This is a genomic window from Streptomyces sp. NPDC046308, assembly GCF_055588065.1.
On the sequence record NZ_JBVJFB010000002.1, the window covers coordinates 1,149,349 to 1,164,737 of the forward strand.

The window sequence follows — 15,389 nt, forward strand, 5'->3', positions numbered from 1 at the left end:
GTCCTCGTCCGATTCCGGACGACTAGACCTCCGTTAGGAGGCCTGGCCGCCGAAGATGTCGATACGGTTGCCCTCGGCAAGGGTCACGATGGCGCGCTTGGTGTTGGCACGCTTGCCGAAACCGGTCTTGGTGCGCTTGCGCTTACCCTGACGGTTGATCGTGTTGACCCCGGTGACCTTGACCGAGAAGACCGCTTCCACGGCCTGCTTGATCTGGGTCTTGTTGGCGCCGGGCGCGACGATGAACGTGTACTTGTTCTCGTCCAGCAGCGCGTAGCTCTTCTCCGAGACAACCGGCTTGATCAGCAGGTCGCGCGGGTCGGTGAAGGTCTTGCTGGTAACGGTCGCCTCAGACATCAGGCGTCGCTCCCTTCGGTCTCGTCGGCCTTGGGGCCAGACACGAAGGACTCGAGCGCGGCCTGGGTGAAGACCACGTCGTCAGAGACGATCACGTCGTACGTGTTCAGCTGGCCCGGCTCCAGGATGTGAACCTGGGGCAGGTTGCGGGCGGACAGCCACGCGGCCTCGTCGGCACGCTCGACGACCAGGAGCAGGTTCTTGCGCTCCGAGATCTTGCCGAACAGCGTCTTGGCGGCCTTCGTGGAGGCGGCACCCTCGACCACGCCGGTGACGACGTGGATGCGGGAGTGACGCGCACGGTCCGAGAGGGCACCGCGGAGGGCGGCGACCTTCATCTTCTTGGGGGTCCGCTGCGAGTAGTCACGCGGCTGCGGGCCGTGGACGACGCCACCGCCTGCGAACTGCGGAGCGCGGGTCGAACCCTGACGGGCGCGGCCGGTGCCCTTCTGGCGGTACGGCTTGCGGCCACCACCACGGACTTCGCCACGGGTCTTGGTCTTGTGCGTGCCCTGACGGGCAGCAGCCAGCTGAGCGACAACGACCTGGTGGATCAGCGGAACGCTGGTCTTGGCGTCGAAGATCTCCGCGGGGAGCTCGACGGTACCGGCCTTGTCGCCTGCCGGCGAAAGGATGTCAATGGTGCTCATTACCTCAAGCCCCCTTGGCCGCGGTACGGACCAGGACGAGGCCGCCGTTCGGACCGGGGACCGCACCCTTGATGAGGAGCAGACCCTTCTCCGCGTCAACCGCGTGGATGGTCAGGTTCTGGGTGGTGACGCGCTCGTTACCCATGCGACCGGCCATGCGCATGCCCTTGAAGACACGCCCAGGGGTGGCGCAGCCACCGATCGAACCGGGGGAGCGGTGCTTGCGCTGCACACCGTGACCGGCGCCGAGGCCCCGGAAGTTGTGCCGCTTCATGACACCGGCGAAGCCCTTGCCCTTGCTGTTGCCCGTGACGTCGACCTTGACGCCGGACTCGAACACCTCAGCAGTGATCTCCTGGCCGAGCGTGTACTCGCTGGCGTCGGAGGTGCGGAGCTCCACCAGGTGGCGGCGGGGGGTCACGTCGGCCTTGGCGAAGTGGCCCTTGAGGGGCTTGTTCACCTTGCGCGGGTCGATCTCGCCGAAGGCGATCTGGACCGACTCGTAGCCGTCGATGTCGTTCGTACGGACCTGGGTAACGACGCAGGGTCCGGCCTTGACCACGGTCACCGGGACGACACGGTTGTTCTCGTCCCAGACCTGGGTCATGCCGAGCTTCTCGCCCAGGACGCCCTTGATCTGCTTTGCCATCTTCTCGACGCCTCTCAGAGCTTGATCTCGATGTCAACGCCGGCCGGAAGGTCCAGGCGCATCAGCGAGTCAACGGTCTTGGGGGTCGGGTCGAGGATGTCGATCAGGCGCTTGTGCGTGCGCATCTCGAAGTGCTCGCGCGAGTCCTTGTACTTGTGCGGCGACTTGATGACGCAGTACACGTTCTTCTCAGTGGGCAGCGGCACCGGGCCCGCGACCGACGCACCAGTGCGCGTCACCGTCTCGACGATCTTCTTCGCCGAGGAATCGATGACCTCGTGGTCGTAGGCCTTGAGCCGGATGCGGATCTTCTGTCCCGCCATGGCTACTCCGTAGTCCTGTCTGTATGTGGAAACGCTCTGGCCCTCGATCGGCTGCGGGACGGATCCCACCGCTTCTCTCCGACCCACGCGGTCGGGCGTGTCGCACTCCCTCTACAGAAAATTCCCATACGGAAATTCCCTCGTCCAAGGGGGTGCGGTCCCTGTGACCGCGTTTCGGGGGAGAAACACCCACCGAGCGCCTGGTGGGCACCGTGCTGACGCTTCCCAGAAGATTCCCGTACGTCCGTTCCCATTGCTGCCCCGAGAGGCAGATTAAGAACGACGAGTACTGTGGGACTCGCTTCCGGTCCTCCCGGCGGGAGGCGCGCAGCATCGGCACTCAGCCGAGCAACTTGAGTAGTCTGCCATACGAGGCACGTACCTGGCCAATCGGGCCGAAGAGAATACCCCGCCACGCTGAGTGGTCAAACCGCACCACGCGCATCGCCCGGCGGGGCTCCTCCCCCGGTCAGGAGCGCGTGACCGTCCCGCACCCTTCGCCCTCGATGTCCCTGCTGCGGTCGTACGGATCAACGGCGGGACCGGTGGGCGCCGGCCCGGCCGGAGCGTCCCGCGGGAAGTCCGGGTGCAGGAAGCCGTCGGCCGTCTCGCATGCGACGTTCGACCACTCCGAGGCGTACTTGCGCAGCTGGAGCCGGCCCCGGGTGGTCTCCCAGCGCGCCGGGTCGAGCAGGCTGAGGGTGATCTGCCGGCGCACGATCGTGCGCTGCACGCTCGTGCCGCCGTTCGTCATGGGGTGGACGAAGGTGTAGTCCGTCACCACGAGCAGTTCCCCGGGCTCCCCCGCCTCCGCGCGCATGCTGCCGCGCACCTTGACGATGTCGCCGACCGGCTTGACCTTCGCCTGGTCGAAGCGGGTGAAGAGCGTCACCGGGGTGTTCTCCGCGGTGGGCTTGGTCAGGGACTGCTCCAGCCGCTGCGGGGTCTCGGGCTGCTTGGGGTCCAGGATCGCCAGGGCGGCGGTCGGCCGCTCGCCGCGCAGCGTGGCCGGGTCGAGACTGGTCGCGATCAGGAACTGTCTGGCCTTCTCCAGGGCGTCCGCGACCTGCTGCTGGGACATCCCGCCGACGGCCGTGGCCGCGGGGACCTCGATGCCGGCGGCGCCGTCGGCCCACTGGAGGGCCGGGGAACCACGGAAAGGTTCCTGCAGAGTCGGCTGGTCGGGCGCCGTCGACGGCGGCGGAGCGGTCGGACGTCCGGACTCCCCGGGCAGCGGAGCGGCGTTCCGGGCCTCCTGGCGGGCCTCGGTCCTGCCGGTGATCCTGTCGATCACCAGCTCGGGCCGTACGGCGATCAGCGCGAGCCCCGCGACGCCGAGGACGGCCAGGGCCGCCCCCAGCCGCCCGGGGCGCCGGCGCTCACGCCGTACGGGCCCGGTCCGCCAGCCCGGCGGCTCCTGTCCCTGCGTGGCGCGCAGCCGCTCGGTGACCATCCGCGCCCGTGCGGAGGGCTCGGTCGGTGCGTTGCCGGCGCCCCGGGCGGCCTGCTCCATGAACCGGGCCAGCTCCTCGTCCGAGATGCCCGCCCTGTCGTCCTCGTTCTTCCCCATGTCCCCTGTGTCCCCCTGTTTCCGTTCCCTGGCCCGACATGCGGGTGAGGGGCCCCGCACCTGGTGGTGTGGAGCCCCTCACCTGCGAAAACGCGTGTTCACGCCACTAGCTGAAGTACCCCGTGATGTCCGCGATGAGATCCACGGAACCGGTGTTGTTGTAGAAGCTGACCTTGCCGTCCACCACGGGGACGACCACCAGGTTGGGGATCGTGAGACCGGCGGTGAAGTTCAGGTTCGACGCGCTGGAGCGGGTCGTACCGCTCGGGAAGACCGACACGTAGCTCGCCTCGGTCGGGTTGGTCGCCGTCACGTTCAGCACCACGGCCTTGATCCCGGTGGCCGGGATGCCGCCGACGCCCGCCACGGGCAGCGTGACCACGCTGCCGCCGGTGACCCGGCCCTGCCGGACGCCGAGGCCGGTGCGGGTGTCCATCAGCCGCTTCGGACCGAAGTTCGCGTGCACGGCGCCCTCGGCGCTGTCGGAGAAGTAGCCGGTGATGTCCGCGATCAGGTCGACGTTGCCCTGGTTGTTGTAGAAGCTGACCTTGCCGTCCACCACGGGGACGACGACCAGGTTGGGGATCGTCTGGCCCGGGGTGAAGTTCAGGTTCGACGCGCTGGAGCGGGTCGTACCGCTCGGGTAGACCGACACGAAGCTCGGCTGCGTCGGGTTGGTCGCCGTCACGTTCAACACGACGGCCTTGACGCCGGTGGCCGGGATGCCGTCGACGCCGGCCACGGGCAGGGTGACCACGCCGGCGGTCCCGACCGGGCCGGCCGGCACACCGAGGCCCGTACGGGTGTCCATCAGCCGCTTCGGGCCGAAGTTGGTCTGCGTGGCGCCCTCACCCCCGGAGGTGAAGTAACCGGTGATGTCCGCGATCAGGTCGACGTTGCCCTGGTTGTTGTAGAAGCTGACGCTCCCGTTGACGACCGGCACGACCACCAGGTTGGGGATCGTCTGGCCCGGGGTGAAGTTCAGGTTCGAGGCACTGGAGCGGGTCGTGCCGCTCGGGTACACCGACACGAAGCTCGGCTGCGTCGGGTTGGTCGCCGTCACGTTCAGCACCACCGCGGTGGGCGTGCCACCGGTGGCGGCGGCCACCGGCAGGGTGACCACGCCGGCGGTACCCACCGGGCCGGAGCGGACGCCCAGACCGGTACGGGTGTCCATCAGCCGCTTCGGCGCGAGGGGGACGAACTTGGCGCCCTTGACGTCCGCGTCGACGGTGACCGCGAGGCTCGTGGAGACCTTGCCGTTCGCGGCGGTCGCGCGGACCCGGACCTCGTGCGTGCCGTGGGTCACGACCGCGGTCGCCTTGCGGGCGGTGCCGTCGGTGACGGCGGTGGCCTCACCGTCCACCAGCAGCTCGAACTTGTTCAGCGCGGCGCTGGCCGTGCTGGTGGTCCAGTCGACCGTCAGGGCCGCGCCGCCGGGGTAGGTGGCGCCCGGCACGGCCGGCGCCCCGTTCACCGAGGCGATCTTCAGCTGGGCCGCGGGGCCCGTCTGGCGGAGCGCCTCCAGCTGCGGGTAGAGGGAGTTGCCCGGGCACTGGGTGTTGAAGCCGTCCCGGTGGCCCGAGAGCGACTTGAACTCGTACTGCTGTCCGGCGGTGTAGCTCTTGCCGAAGAAGTTCGTCTGGGTGGCGCCGGCGGTCAGCGTCGCCGTGCCCTTCATGTCGCCGTCGTACTGGCCGAGCTTGTACGCGGCGACCTTGGAGACGGCTTCGAGCGCGGCGGGCGAGGCCCCCGCGTTCGTGTAGTCACCGAGGATCGAGACGCTCGTCGACTCGGAGTTCCAGCCGTAGGTGTGCGCGCCCTGAACGGGCTGGTCCACACCGCCCTGACGGCCTTCGAAGACCGTGCCGCACTTGTCGACCAGGAAGTTGTAGCCGAGGTCGCGCCACTTCTCGATCTCCACGTGGTACTTGTGGATGCTCCGGACGATGGCGGCGGACTCGGAGCACTCGTACGGCGCGGTGGCGGCGGTGTGGTGGACGAAGACCGCCTTGATCTTCGCTCCGGGGAGGTAGATCGGGCCCTCGTTGTTCAGGGACTCGTCCGCCCCCCACTGCACGCGCGAGACCACGTCCGGCCGCGGGGCGGTCGACTCCGGTCCCGGCGTGGTCGGCGGGGTCTGCGGCGGGTCCTCCGCGGGGAGGGCGAACGCGGCCGGTCCGAGGCCCAGGTTGGCCTTCTTCTTGGCCTTCGCGCCGCCGGCCCCCGGGTCCACCAGGTTCAGTTCCATGCCGGCGGGCAGCTCGCCGCCGCCGGCCACCCGTACCTCGGCCCCGTCGGACGGACCGACCCAGACCGGCTCGGTGGCTCCGCGCAGGCCGGGGCGCTTGCCGTCGAGGCCGGACTCGGCCTGCTCCAGCTCGACCCACTTCGACCACTTGCCGGTGTCGGCGTCGCGGGTGCGGGCCTCGATCCGGCCCTTGACCTCGGCCTCGGGGTCGTTCCAGGAGACGCCGAGGAGACCGAAGGGCTCGGTGCCCTGCTGGGAGAGGACGGCCTCGCCCCTGCCCTTGGGCTTCAGCGCGAGCCGGTGCAGCTCACCCTCGACCGGCCCCTTCTCGCGGGCCCGGGTGCTGTAGGGCGACACCTCGCCCCCGTCGGAGGCACCCGTTCCGCTCGCGACCCCCTGGATGCCGAGCACCGTCACGACACCGAGCGCGGCGGCGAGAGCCGTCCCGCGCACACGACCTAGTTTCAAGTTGTCCGTCCCCGCCCCTGTGGCAATGCAGAAGTAATGGCTGACCGGCCGGATGCTACTGGCCGCCGGTGCGGGCCCGAGCAGGGGGGTCGGTCTTGGGCGAACAGGGGTACGGATACGCGAGGACCCCCGGTCCGCGGCGAAGCGCGGGGCGGGGGTCCTCGGTCGGGACGAAGGCTACTTCTTCGCCTTCTCCCTCTCCTTCTGCTCCTGCTCTTCCTTCTTCAGCTCCGACGCGGGCGCCTTGCGCCCGCAGACGGCCTGCCAGTTCAGCGGGCCGATGCCACCGCACCAGATCTCGCCGTCGTCGGCGTTCTGCTTCCAGTCGGTCGTGACGATGTCCGCGCACTTCTTCTTGTCCGGCGCGAAGCGCGGGCAGGTGCCGTCCGCCTTCTTGATGGTGTGGGCCCGCCACGCGTCGATGCCCATCGTCATGTTGTCGGACTGCGGCATGTACCGGTTGACCGACCAGGACGCGCCCATCGTGGCGAACAGCGCGACCACGCACACCATGCCGGCCGCGAGCTGCGCGACGACCCGCCGGGGCACGACGCGGGCGGCCGGGTCCGCGCCGCTCGGCCGCAGGGTGCGCTCGGCCCAGCCGGAGCTCCGGTTCACCACGGCCATCATGCCGAGGACGGCCAGGATCATCAGGCAGTACATGATGATCCAGGTGGTGCGCGGGAAGAGCTGCACGGCCTTGTCGTGCGCCATGTGCGAGGCGAACCAGAAGCGGGCCAGCCAGGCGCCGGCCAGCGTGGCGGCCGCGGTCAGGACCATGATGTTGCGCAGCGCCAGGCCGATGCCCAGGCCCACGGCGAACAGCAGCAGCAGGGCGAAGCCGCTCTGGCCCGCCATCTCGCCGGCCACCGGCCAGGTCTGGTACTCCAGCTTCCCTGAGCGGTCGGACACCCAGCCCAGGACGTACGCCGGATCGACGTACACGGCCAGGAAGGCGTAGCGGTCCGGGGTCTGGGAACCGAGCCGGGCCATCTGGTAGATCAGCGGGGCGCCCACGACGCCGGCCGTGAGCAGGGTGGCACCGACGAACGCGGCGGTCCGCCTGACCACGGCCTTGCCGGCGCGCCACGGGAAGACGCACAGCGTCAGCAGGAACACGCCGGGCGCGGCCCAGACGTACCAGCCGGAGTACCAGAGGAACACCACGCCGAAGACGAGGCCGAGGAGCGCACCGCGGAGCAGCACCCGGCGCAGCGGCTGCGCGCCGGCGCGGCGCATCTCGCGCAGCGTGTAGCCGAGCAGCGGCAGCAGGACGAGCATGCTGGCGTGGCTGTACGGGCGGATCGGGTCCATGAAGAGGAGGGCCGAGGGCACGGCGATCAGCAGCGCCCAGAACGGCCGCAGCAGCAGCCGCCAGGCCAGGTACGTCATCGGGCCCGCGATCGCGGTGAAGAAGATCTGGAAGTCCTTGAGGGCGAAGCCGGCGCCGCCGAGGCCGCCGTAGCGGATCTTCGCCCAGACGGCCATCAGGCCGGGGAAGAGCGGCGGGTAGATGCCCGACGGGCCCTCGCCGTGCAGGAAGGAGTTGGACATGGCGATCAGGGCGCTCGGGTCGCCCTCCTGGCCGCCGAGGCCCCAGGGCGTACCGCGCAGGGCGACGACCACGCCGCCGGCCAGCACGCCGGTGGCGAGACCGGCGAGGGCGGCGCACACCAGGCGCTTCGCCAGCTGGTGGCGGTGGAGGTTGCCGCGGTAGGCGGTGTAGAGCAGGACCGCGAGCAGCGGCAGGCCGAGGAGGGCCGCGTACATCTGGAGCTTGGCCAGACCGCTGACCTGACCGATGCGCACGAGCGGGTTCACGCTGATGTGCGTGCTCAACAGCGTGAACCCGAGGGCTGCCACCAGACTGACGACGACCTCGGCCAGGGCCTGCACCCACCGGCGGGACAGCCACGCCCCGCTCCGCGAGGGGGACAAGTGGGCCGTGCCGTGGGCCGGTTCGGCAGGCCGCTGCGCCGGAGCGCCGGCCTCACCGACCTGCTCGGGGGCCAGGTGTGTCATCTCAGTCCGTTTCGTGGTGGGCGGAGTCGGCTCAGTTCTGGCCGGAGGTGAACGCGTGCTTCGCCAGCGTACGAGCGCCTTCCTTGTGTCCGCGGCGCAGGGCTCCGGGGAGCATCGTCAGCGCGTGCAGGCGGGAGGCGCTGTGGAAGCGGGCCGCGCGGGCCGCCTTCGGCCAGCCGCGGGCGTCCATGCGCGCGGCGACCGCGGAGAAGTACCGCTCGGCCTCGGTGAACCGGGTTCCGGAGAAGGCCTGCACCGAGGACTCGCTGACCGCGTGGCGGCGGTACTGGAACACGGTGGTGGAGTTGTCGATGACCATCTCCTCGCCGTCTTCGAGCAGGTCGACGACGAGCGCGAGGTCCTGGATCACCGAGTAGTCGTCGCGGAAGTTCACCTTGCGCAGGGCCTCGCCCCGCCAGGCGATCGACGGGAAGTAGAGCCAGTTCCCGCGCAGCACGCTGGCGGCCAGCTCCTCACCGGCCATCAGCCGGCGGCCCTTGACCTGGGGTGCGTACAGCCGCTTCTTGGTGTTGTCCGCCAGGCCGGCCGTCACCTTGCCGTCGCCGTCGATGACCTCGACGCCGGGCTGGACCATGCCGATGCCCGGGCGGTCCGCGACGATCGCGCGCACGGTCTCCAGGTAGTGCGGGTGCAGCAGGTCGTCGCAGCCCATGATGACGACGTAGTCGGCCTCGGACAGCCGCACGCACTTCTGGAAGTTCTTGGTGATGCCGAGGTTGTGCTCGTTGCGCGTGTAGTGGACCCGGTCGTCACCGAGCTGTGCGAACCAGCCGGGTACCTCGGGCTCCTTGCCGTCGTCGATCACGACGAGGCGGAAGTCCCGGTCCGTCTGCGCCAGGACGCTGCGGACGGCGTCCTGCATCAGCTGCACGTCCCCGTAGTAGGGGAGCATGAAGTCGAAGGTCACCATGCGGCTTCAGGCCTTCACGGAGTCGGAGTCGGCGCCCGACTCGGCCTTGGCCTTGGCCTTGGCGTCGGCGGCGGATGCCGGGGTCGTCTGCGCGACGACGGCGTCCGCACCCAGACGCTCGTCGTTGTGCCGGACGCCCTCGTTGATGGCCACCGTCCGGGCGAGGTCGGTGATCTTCTTCTCCAGGGAGCGGAAGCGCAGGAAGGTGTTGAGCGTGAGGAAGCCCATCGCGAGCACCATCACGTACAGGACCAGGTCGGTGCCGCGGCCGACGCCGAGCTGCTGGGCGAGCCAGGTGACGTCGGTCGGGCGGAGCACCGCGTACACGTTGACGACGACGAAGGCCGAGAACGCGATGCGCTTCCACGCGCGGTTCTTCGCCTGGCCCCAGGTCCGGATGAACATCAGGGCCATCGACACCGAGCCGACGATCAGAACCAGCTGGATCCAGAAGTACTTCATCGACGCCCACGCTCCCGCAGCGAAATGTCAAAAAGGATGTTGACGCCGTTGATCAGGGACTGACCCTTGGCGCGTGAGTAGTCGGTGTAGAGGATGTCCACCGGTACCTCGGTGACGCGCAGCGTGGAGCCGGCGAGGAAGCCGACGAGCTCGGACGCGTGGGCCATGCCGTTCATGGTGATGTTCAGCTGCTCGGCGGCCTCCCGGCCCAGCACGCGCAGGCCGTTGTGCGCGTCGGTGAGCTTGAGCTTGCGCGCGGTCGGGCTGACGGCGGCGGCCGTGCGCAGCACGACCTGCTTGATCCACGGCACTTGGCCGTTCTGCTCGATGAAGCGGGAGCCGAGCACGACGTCGGCCTCGCCGCGGCGGAGCACGCCGACCATCGTCTCGACGTCCTTGGTCTGGTGCTGACCGTCGGCGTCGAAGGTGGCGAAGTAGCGGGCGCCGGGCTGGGCGAGCGCGTAGGTGAGGCCGGTCTGCAGGGCCGCGCCCTGGCCCAGGTTGACCGGGTGGCGCACCAGGTGGGCGCCGGTCGTGGCTATGTGCTTGGCCGAGTCGTCGGTGCTGCCGTCGTCGACGACGACGATGTTGGGGAACGTCTTGCGGGCCCCCTCGACCACGTCGGCGATCACCTGGCCCTCGTTATAGGCCGGTATGACCAGCCAGACATCGTCGTATTCGGACACGGTAGCTCCAGCGGGATGTGGCACAAACGAGTGCTCGGTGATCGGTGTGACGTCGTGGGGAGGCATGGTCATTTCCCGACCGCTCCCACGCCCGGGCTGCCTGTGTCGGCCAACTGCCGGGGGCCTTCACCGGCTGCGGCGGCGGCTCCGGGGAAGCTCAGCCTCAGGGCTGCCAGCATAGCGAGGACCGTGGCGGTCGAACCGAGGGCGTAGGCGACGATCACGCGCACGGCGACGTCGCCCGGTATCAAGGTGATGCCCACCAGGACCGCCGTGCCGAGGGCCCAGGAGAGCAGCTGCAGGTTGTGCCGCTTGAATACCATGAGCGCCTGTCCGAGGACCATCGCGAACATGTACGCCGCGGTGCCGGCGGACAGCAGGAAGAAGTCGAAGCTGCCCAGCACCGGGTCCTCGGTGCCGAACAGCACCTCGATGAGCCAGGGGCCGAGGACCGTGGCCGGTACGCCGCCGAGCAGTCCGAGCGCGGCGACGACCAGGGCGATCCGGCGCAGCATCGCCCAGAAGGCCACCCGGTCGCCGGCCGTGAACGCGGCGGTGAGACCGCTGAGCAGCGAGGCCTGGAGCGAGCCGAAGACGAAGAGCGGCACCCGCGCGAGCACGGTCGCGCTCATCAGCGCCGCGATCAGCGCGCTGTCGGAGGGCGCCAGCAGCTTGGTGCTCATGACGGCCGCGTTGACGACGACCTGGGACAGCAGGGTCGCGCAGACGAGCAGGCCGAGGCCGCTGCACAGGTCGCGCCAGGCGATCGGCTCGCCGGGCCCGACGGCGCGCAGCAGCGCCGGCAGGGTGACCAGCGTCGCGATGACCGGCGCGACGGCCAGGATGAGGCTGAAGGCCAGCGCCGAGTGCAGGCCGAGGAGCGCGCAGCCGAAGGCCAGCACGATGCGCAGGCCGCCGTCGACGGCGAGCTGGGTGCCGTACGCGCCGAACAGGCCGAGGCCGGCCAGCACGCCGCGGGTGAGGTAGCACAGCGCCATGCCGGCGAAGGCGCTGCCGAGCGCCGCCACCAGGGCCCGGTCCCCGTGGAAGAGGAGGTTGGCGATGGGTCCGGCGCCGAGGACGAGGACGAGCAGGGTGGCGCCGAGGATGGCCGCGGTGAGCAGGCCGGCCCGGCGCAGCACGGGGGCCGCGCCCTGGCCGAGGACCACGCGGGCGGAGACGATCCGGGTGAGTTCCTGCTCCATCGGGAAGAAGATGCCGATGCCGATGGACATGACGATCGTCCACAGCACGGAGACGTTCGCGTAGCCCGAGTCGGACAGGCTGTGGCCGGCCACGCCCAGGTGGGCGTAGGAGGCCGCGCCGAGCACGACGGTGCCGCCGGCCACCGCGACGGTGCCCGGCGGCAGCGCCGCGCTCAACTTGTTCAGCAGGGCTTTCATCCCGCTCGGCCGTCCCGGGCCTGTGCGGCCAGTGCGGCGAATCCGGGGGTGGCCAGCGCTTCGGCCAGCTGTTCGCGCCAGTCGGCGAGCGGGGCCATGCCCGCCTCGTCCCAGCGGTCGTGCGCGAGCACGCTGAAGGCGGGGCGGACCGCGGGGCGGACGAACGCCTCGGAGGTGGTCGGCCGGATCCGCTCGGGGTCGAGTCCGCTCAGCCGGTACGTCTCGCGGGCGAGCCCCATCCAGGTGGTGCGGCCGCTCGCGGTGCCGTGGTAGATCCCGCCCATGGCGTGGCCCTTCAGGGCGGCCAGGCCGAGTTCGACCAGGTGCCGGGCCAGCGCGTGGGACCAAGTGGGCTGGCCGTGCTGGTCGTCGACGACGTCGAGGGTGTCCCGCTGGGCGGCCAGCTTCAGCATCGTGGCGACGAAGTTCGGCCCGTGCTCGCCGTACAGCCAGGCGGTGCGGACCACGTAGCCGTCCTGCGGCAGCAGTTCGGTGACGGCCTGCTCGCCGACCAGCTTGGAGCGGCCGTACGCGTTCACGGGCCCGGTTGCGGTGTCCTCGCGGTAGGGCTCCGAGGCGTCGCCGGGCAGCACGTAGTCGGTGGAGACGTGCAGCAGGCGCACGTGGGCGTCGGCGCAGGCCCCGGCGAGGACGCGTACGCCGGTGCCGTTGACGGCGGTGGCGGCTTCCTCGGCGGTCTCGGCGCCGTCCACGTCGGTCCAGGCGGCGCAGTTCACGACCACGGTGGCACCCTCGACCGCGGCCCGGACGGCGGCCGGGTCGGTGATGTCGAGGTCGGCGCGGCCCAGGCCCACGGCCTCGATGCCGGCGCGCTTCAGCACAGCGAGGACGTCCTGGCCGAGCATCCCGGCGGCGCCGGTGACGAGCCAGCGCCCGGCGAACGAGTTGGTCCTCACTTCTGCAGGGCCGCCTTCACCTTGAGCGGCTCCCACCAGGCACGGTTCTCGCGGTACCAGTCGATGGTGGCCTTGATGCCGTCCTCGAAGGTGACCTGCGGGGCGTAGCCCAGCTCGGCGCCGATCTTGCTGATGTCGATGGAGTAGCGGAGGTCGTGGCCCTTGCGGTCCTCGACCTGCTCGACCATGTCCCAGCCGAGGCCGGCGGCCTCCAGCAGGACGCCGGTGAGCTCCTTGTTGGTGAGCTCGGTGCCGCCGCCGATGTTGTAGACCTCGCCGGCGCGGCCCTTGCGCATGGCCAGGTCGATCCCGCGGCAGTGGTCGGAGACGTGCAGCCAGTCGCGGACGTTGCCGCCGTTGCCGTACAGCGGGACCTTCTTGCCGTCCATCAGGTTCGAGACGAACAGCGGGATGACCTTCTCCGGGAACTGGTAGTGCCCGTAGTTGTTGGAGCAGCGGGTGACCACCACGTCCATGCCGTGGGTGCGGTGGTAGGCCAGCGCCAGCAGGTCGGACGACGCCTTGGAGGCGGAGTAGGGGGAGTTGGGCACCAGCGGCCACTCCTCCGTCCAGGAGCCCTCGTTGATCGAGCCGTAGACCTCGTCGGTGGAGATGTGGACGAAGCGGCCGACGCCGTGCTTGCGGGCGGAGTCGAGCAGGACCTGCGTGCCGACGACGTTGGTCATCACGAAGGGGCCCGCGCCGGCGATGGAGCGGTCCACGTGGGACTCGGCGGCGAAGTGCACGACGACGTCGTGGCCGGGCATCACCTGGTCGACGGCCTCGGCGTCGCAGATGTCGCCCTTGACGAAGGCGTATCCGGGGTGATCCGCGACCGGGGCGAGGTTGGCCTCGACGCCCGAGTAGGTCAGCTTGTCGAAGACAGTGATCTGCGCCGTGGCATCTGCACCGAGCTGCTGGCGGACGAATTCTGAACCGATGAAGCCGGCGCCGCCGGTCACGAGGATGCGCATAATACGAAGAGTCTAGCGGCCTGCCGAACGTCACATTCCCTTGGCTCGGCTCCCCCGCACGCTCTCGCATAGGGTTCACCCATGCGTGGAATCCTTTTGGCCGGTGGCACCGGATCGCGACTCTGGCCGTTGACCCGGGCCGTCTCGAAGCAGTTGCTGCCCGTCTTCGACAAGCCGATGATCTATTACCCCCTCTCCACCCTGGTGATGGCGGGCATCAGCGAGATCCTGATCATCACCACCCCCGAAGACCGCGACCAGTTCGAGCGCCTGCTCGGCGACGGCTCGCAGTTCGGCCTGCGGCTGGAGTACGCCGTCCAGGAGCGGCCGGAGGGCATCGCCCAGGCCTTCGTCCTCGGCGCCGACTTCATCGGTGACGAGTCGGTCGCGCTGATCCTGGGCGACAACATCTTCCACGGCAGTGGCCTCGGCACCCGCCTCGCCCAGCACACCGACGCCAAGGGCGGCCGTGTGTTCGCGTACCCGGTGGCGGACCCCACCGCGTACGGCGTGGTCGAGTTCGACGAGAACGGCCAGGCCATCTCCATCGAGGAGAAGCCGGAGAAGCCCAAGTCCCGCTACGCGGTGCCGGGTCTCTACTTCTACGACAACCAGGTCGTCGAGATAGCCCGCGGCCTGAAGCCCAGCGCCCGCGGCGAGCTGGAGATCACCGCCGTCAACGACGCGTACCTCCAGGCCGGCGAGCTGAACGTCACCATCCTCGACCGCGGTACCGCCTGGCTCGACACGGGCACCTTCGTGTCGATGGTCCAGGCCTCCGAGTTCGTCCGCGTGATCGAGGAGCGCCAGGGCTTCAAGATCGGCTGCATCGAGGAGGCGGCCTGGCGGGCCGGCCTGATCGACTCGGCGCAGCTGCGCGCGCTCGCCGAGCCCCTCACCAAGAGCGGCTACGGCAACTACTTGCTGACGCTGCTCGACGAGGAGGACGCCCGATGAAGTTCCGCGAACTCTCCATAGCGGGTGCCTTCGAGGTCACCCCGCAGCTGCACGGCGACCCGCGCGGCCTGTTCACCGAGTGGTACCGCTTCGACCGGCTCGCCGAGGTCGTCGGCCACCCGCTGAACCTGGCGCAGGCGAACCTCTCGGTCTCCTCCGCCGGCGTGGTCCGCGGCATCCACTTCGCCGACGTGCCGCGCGGCCAGGCCAAGTACGTGACCTGCGTGCGCGGCGCCGTCCTCGACGTCATCGTCGACCTGCGGGTCGGCTCCCCCACGTTCGGCAAGTGGGAGGGCGTCCGCCTGGACGACGTGGACCGCCGCGCGGTCTACATCCCCGAGGGCCTGGGCCACGGCTTCTGCGCGCTCAGCGACGACGCCACGCTTTCGTACCTCTGCTCGGAGACGTACAACCCGACCGGCGAGCACTCGGTCCACCCCCTCGACCCCGACCTGGGCATCGAGTGGCCGGCGGACGTCCCGCTGCTGTCCGCCCGTGACGAGGCCGCCCCGTCGCTGGCCGAGGCGATCGAGACCGGGCTGCTGCCCGACCACGCCGCCTGCCTGGAGTTCACCGAGTCGCTGCGCGTGAACTGACCCGCCGCACGTACGAGAGAGGGCCGCACCCCGTCCGGGGGTGCGGCCCTCTCTCGTGTCCGGGCGCGCGCGGACCCGTCACGCCGAAGGGCCCCGTCCCACCGCCGAGGCGATGGGCCGGGGCCCTTCAGTGGAACTGGGTGCCCGCTTCAGCGAGCTACCAGGTCAGAGCA

15 protein-coding genes are annotated in these 15,389 nt (G+C 70.0%); 2 read left to right on the forward strand and 13 right to left on the reverse strand.

The annotated features are described in order from the left end of the window. Positions 1-33 precede the first annotated feature (33 nt). The 13 genes from rplW to rfbB all read right to left on the reverse strand — a co-directional run bounded on the left by rplW (position 34) and on the right by rfbB (position 13,663). Complete coding sequence (gene rplW, locus ACZ6JT_RS12690) at positions 34-357, reverse strand: 50S ribosomal protein L23 (protein WP_007265901.1); 324 nt, start codon at positions 355-357, stop codon at positions 34-36. Continuing rightward, on the reverse strand, positions 357-1,007 hold the full coding sequence (gene rplD, locus ACZ6JT_RS12695; protein WP_031152736.1) for a 50S ribosomal protein L4: 651 nt from the start codon (positions 1,005-1,007) through the stop codon (positions 357-359). Before rplD ends, rplW begins: the two co-directional genes overlap by 1 nt. Before the next feature lie 4 nt (positions 1,008-1,011). Next, positions 1,012-1,656 (reverse strand): 50S ribosomal protein L3, encoded by a 645-nt coding sequence (rplC, locus tag ACZ6JT_RS12700; protein WP_007265899.1) that lies wholly within the window; start codon positions 1,654-1,656, stop codon positions 1,012-1,014. Between the two features lie 14 nt (positions 1,657-1,670). Then, positions 1,671-1,979, reverse strand: a complete 309-nt coding sequence (gene rpsJ, locus ACZ6JT_RS12705) for a 30S ribosomal protein S10 (protein ID WP_003948644.1) — start codon at positions 1,977-1,979, stop codon at positions 1,671-1,673. A gap of 469 nt (positions 1,980-2,448) precedes the next feature. Then, positions 2,449-3,549 (reverse strand): hypothetical protein, encoded by a 1,101-nt coding sequence (locus ACZ6JT_RS12710; RefSeq protein WP_469209380.1) that lies wholly within the window; start codon positions 3,547-3,549, stop codon positions 2,449-2,451. Between the two features lie 106 nt (positions 3,550-3,655). Continuing rightward, the gene (locus tag ACZ6JT_RS12715) at positions 3,656-6,253 is read right to left on the reverse strand and encodes a peptidoglycan recognition protein family protein (RefSeq protein WP_469209381.1); all 2,598 of its coding nucleotides are present in this window, start codon (positions 6,251-6,253) and stop codon (positions 3,656-3,658) included. 192 nt (positions 6,254-6,445) lie between these two features. Continuing rightward, complete coding sequence (locus ACZ6JT_RS12720) at positions 6,446-8,290, reverse strand: hypothetical protein (protein WP_469209382.1); 1,845 nt, start codon at positions 8,288-8,290, stop codon at positions 6,446-6,448. A gap of 31 nt (positions 8,291-8,321) precedes the next feature. Continuing rightward, positions 8,322-9,221 carry a glycosyltransferase family 2 protein gene (locus ACZ6JT_RS12725; protein WP_469209383.1) on the reverse strand — a complete coding sequence of 300 codons (900 nt, stop codon included), beginning with the start codon at positions 9,219-9,221 and terminating at the stop codon, positions 8,322-8,324. Between the two features lie 6 nt (positions 9,222-9,227). Then, complete coding sequence (locus ACZ6JT_RS12730; protein WP_469209384.1) at positions 9,228-9,683, reverse strand: DUF2304 family protein; 456 nt, start codon at positions 9,681-9,683, stop codon at positions 9,228-9,230. Then, positions 9,680-10,369, reverse strand: a complete 690-nt coding sequence (locus ACZ6JT_RS12735; protein WP_469209385.1) for a glycosyltransferase family 2 protein — start codon at positions 10,367-10,369, stop codon at positions 9,680-9,682. Before ACZ6JT_RS12735 ends, ACZ6JT_RS12730 begins: the two co-directional genes overlap by 4 nt. 68 nt (positions 10,370-10,437) lie before the next feature. Then, positions 10,438-11,772 carry a lipopolysaccharide biosynthesis protein gene (locus tag ACZ6JT_RS12740; protein WP_469209386.1) on the reverse strand — a complete coding sequence of 445 codons (1,335 nt, stop codon included), beginning with the start codon at positions 11,770-11,772 and terminating at the stop codon, positions 10,438-10,440. Then, positions 11,769-12,689 (reverse strand): dTDP-4-dehydrorhamnose reductase, encoded by a 921-nt coding sequence (gene rfbD / locus ACZ6JT_RS12745; RefSeq protein WP_469209387.1) that lies wholly within the window; start codon positions 12,687-12,689, stop codon positions 11,769-11,771. The genes ACZ6JT_RS12740 and rfbD overlap by 4 nt, the downstream gene beginning before the upstream one ends. Continuing rightward, positions 12,686-13,663, reverse strand: coding sequence for a dTDP-glucose 4,6-dehydratase (rfbB, locus tag ACZ6JT_RS12750; protein WP_469209388.1), 978 nt, complete (start codon positions 13,661-13,663; stop codon positions 12,686-12,688). Before rfbB ends, rfbD begins: the two co-directional genes overlap by 4 nt. An 81-nt stretch (positions 13,664-13,744) precedes the next feature. Here rfbB and rfbA point away from each other — a divergent pair, with 81 nt between their 5' ends. Both rfbA and rfbC read left to right on the forward strand, forming a co-directional pair. Next, positions 13,745-14,620: a glucose-1-phosphate thymidylyltransferase RfbA gene (gene rfbA, locus ACZ6JT_RS12755; RefSeq protein WP_365482333.1), complete on the forward strand. Its 876-nt coding sequence runs from the start codon at positions 13,745-13,747 to the stop codon at positions 14,618-14,620. Further along, the gene (rfbC, locus tag ACZ6JT_RS12760) at positions 14,617-15,216 is read left to right on the forward strand and encodes a dTDP-4-dehydrorhamnose 3,5-epimerase (RefSeq protein ID WP_361753610.1); all 600 of its coding nucleotides are present in this window, start codon (positions 14,617-14,619) and stop codon (positions 15,214-15,216) included. Before rfbA ends, rfbC begins: the two co-directional genes overlap by 4 nt. The last annotated feature ends 173 nt before the right edge of the window (positions 15,217-15,389 follow it).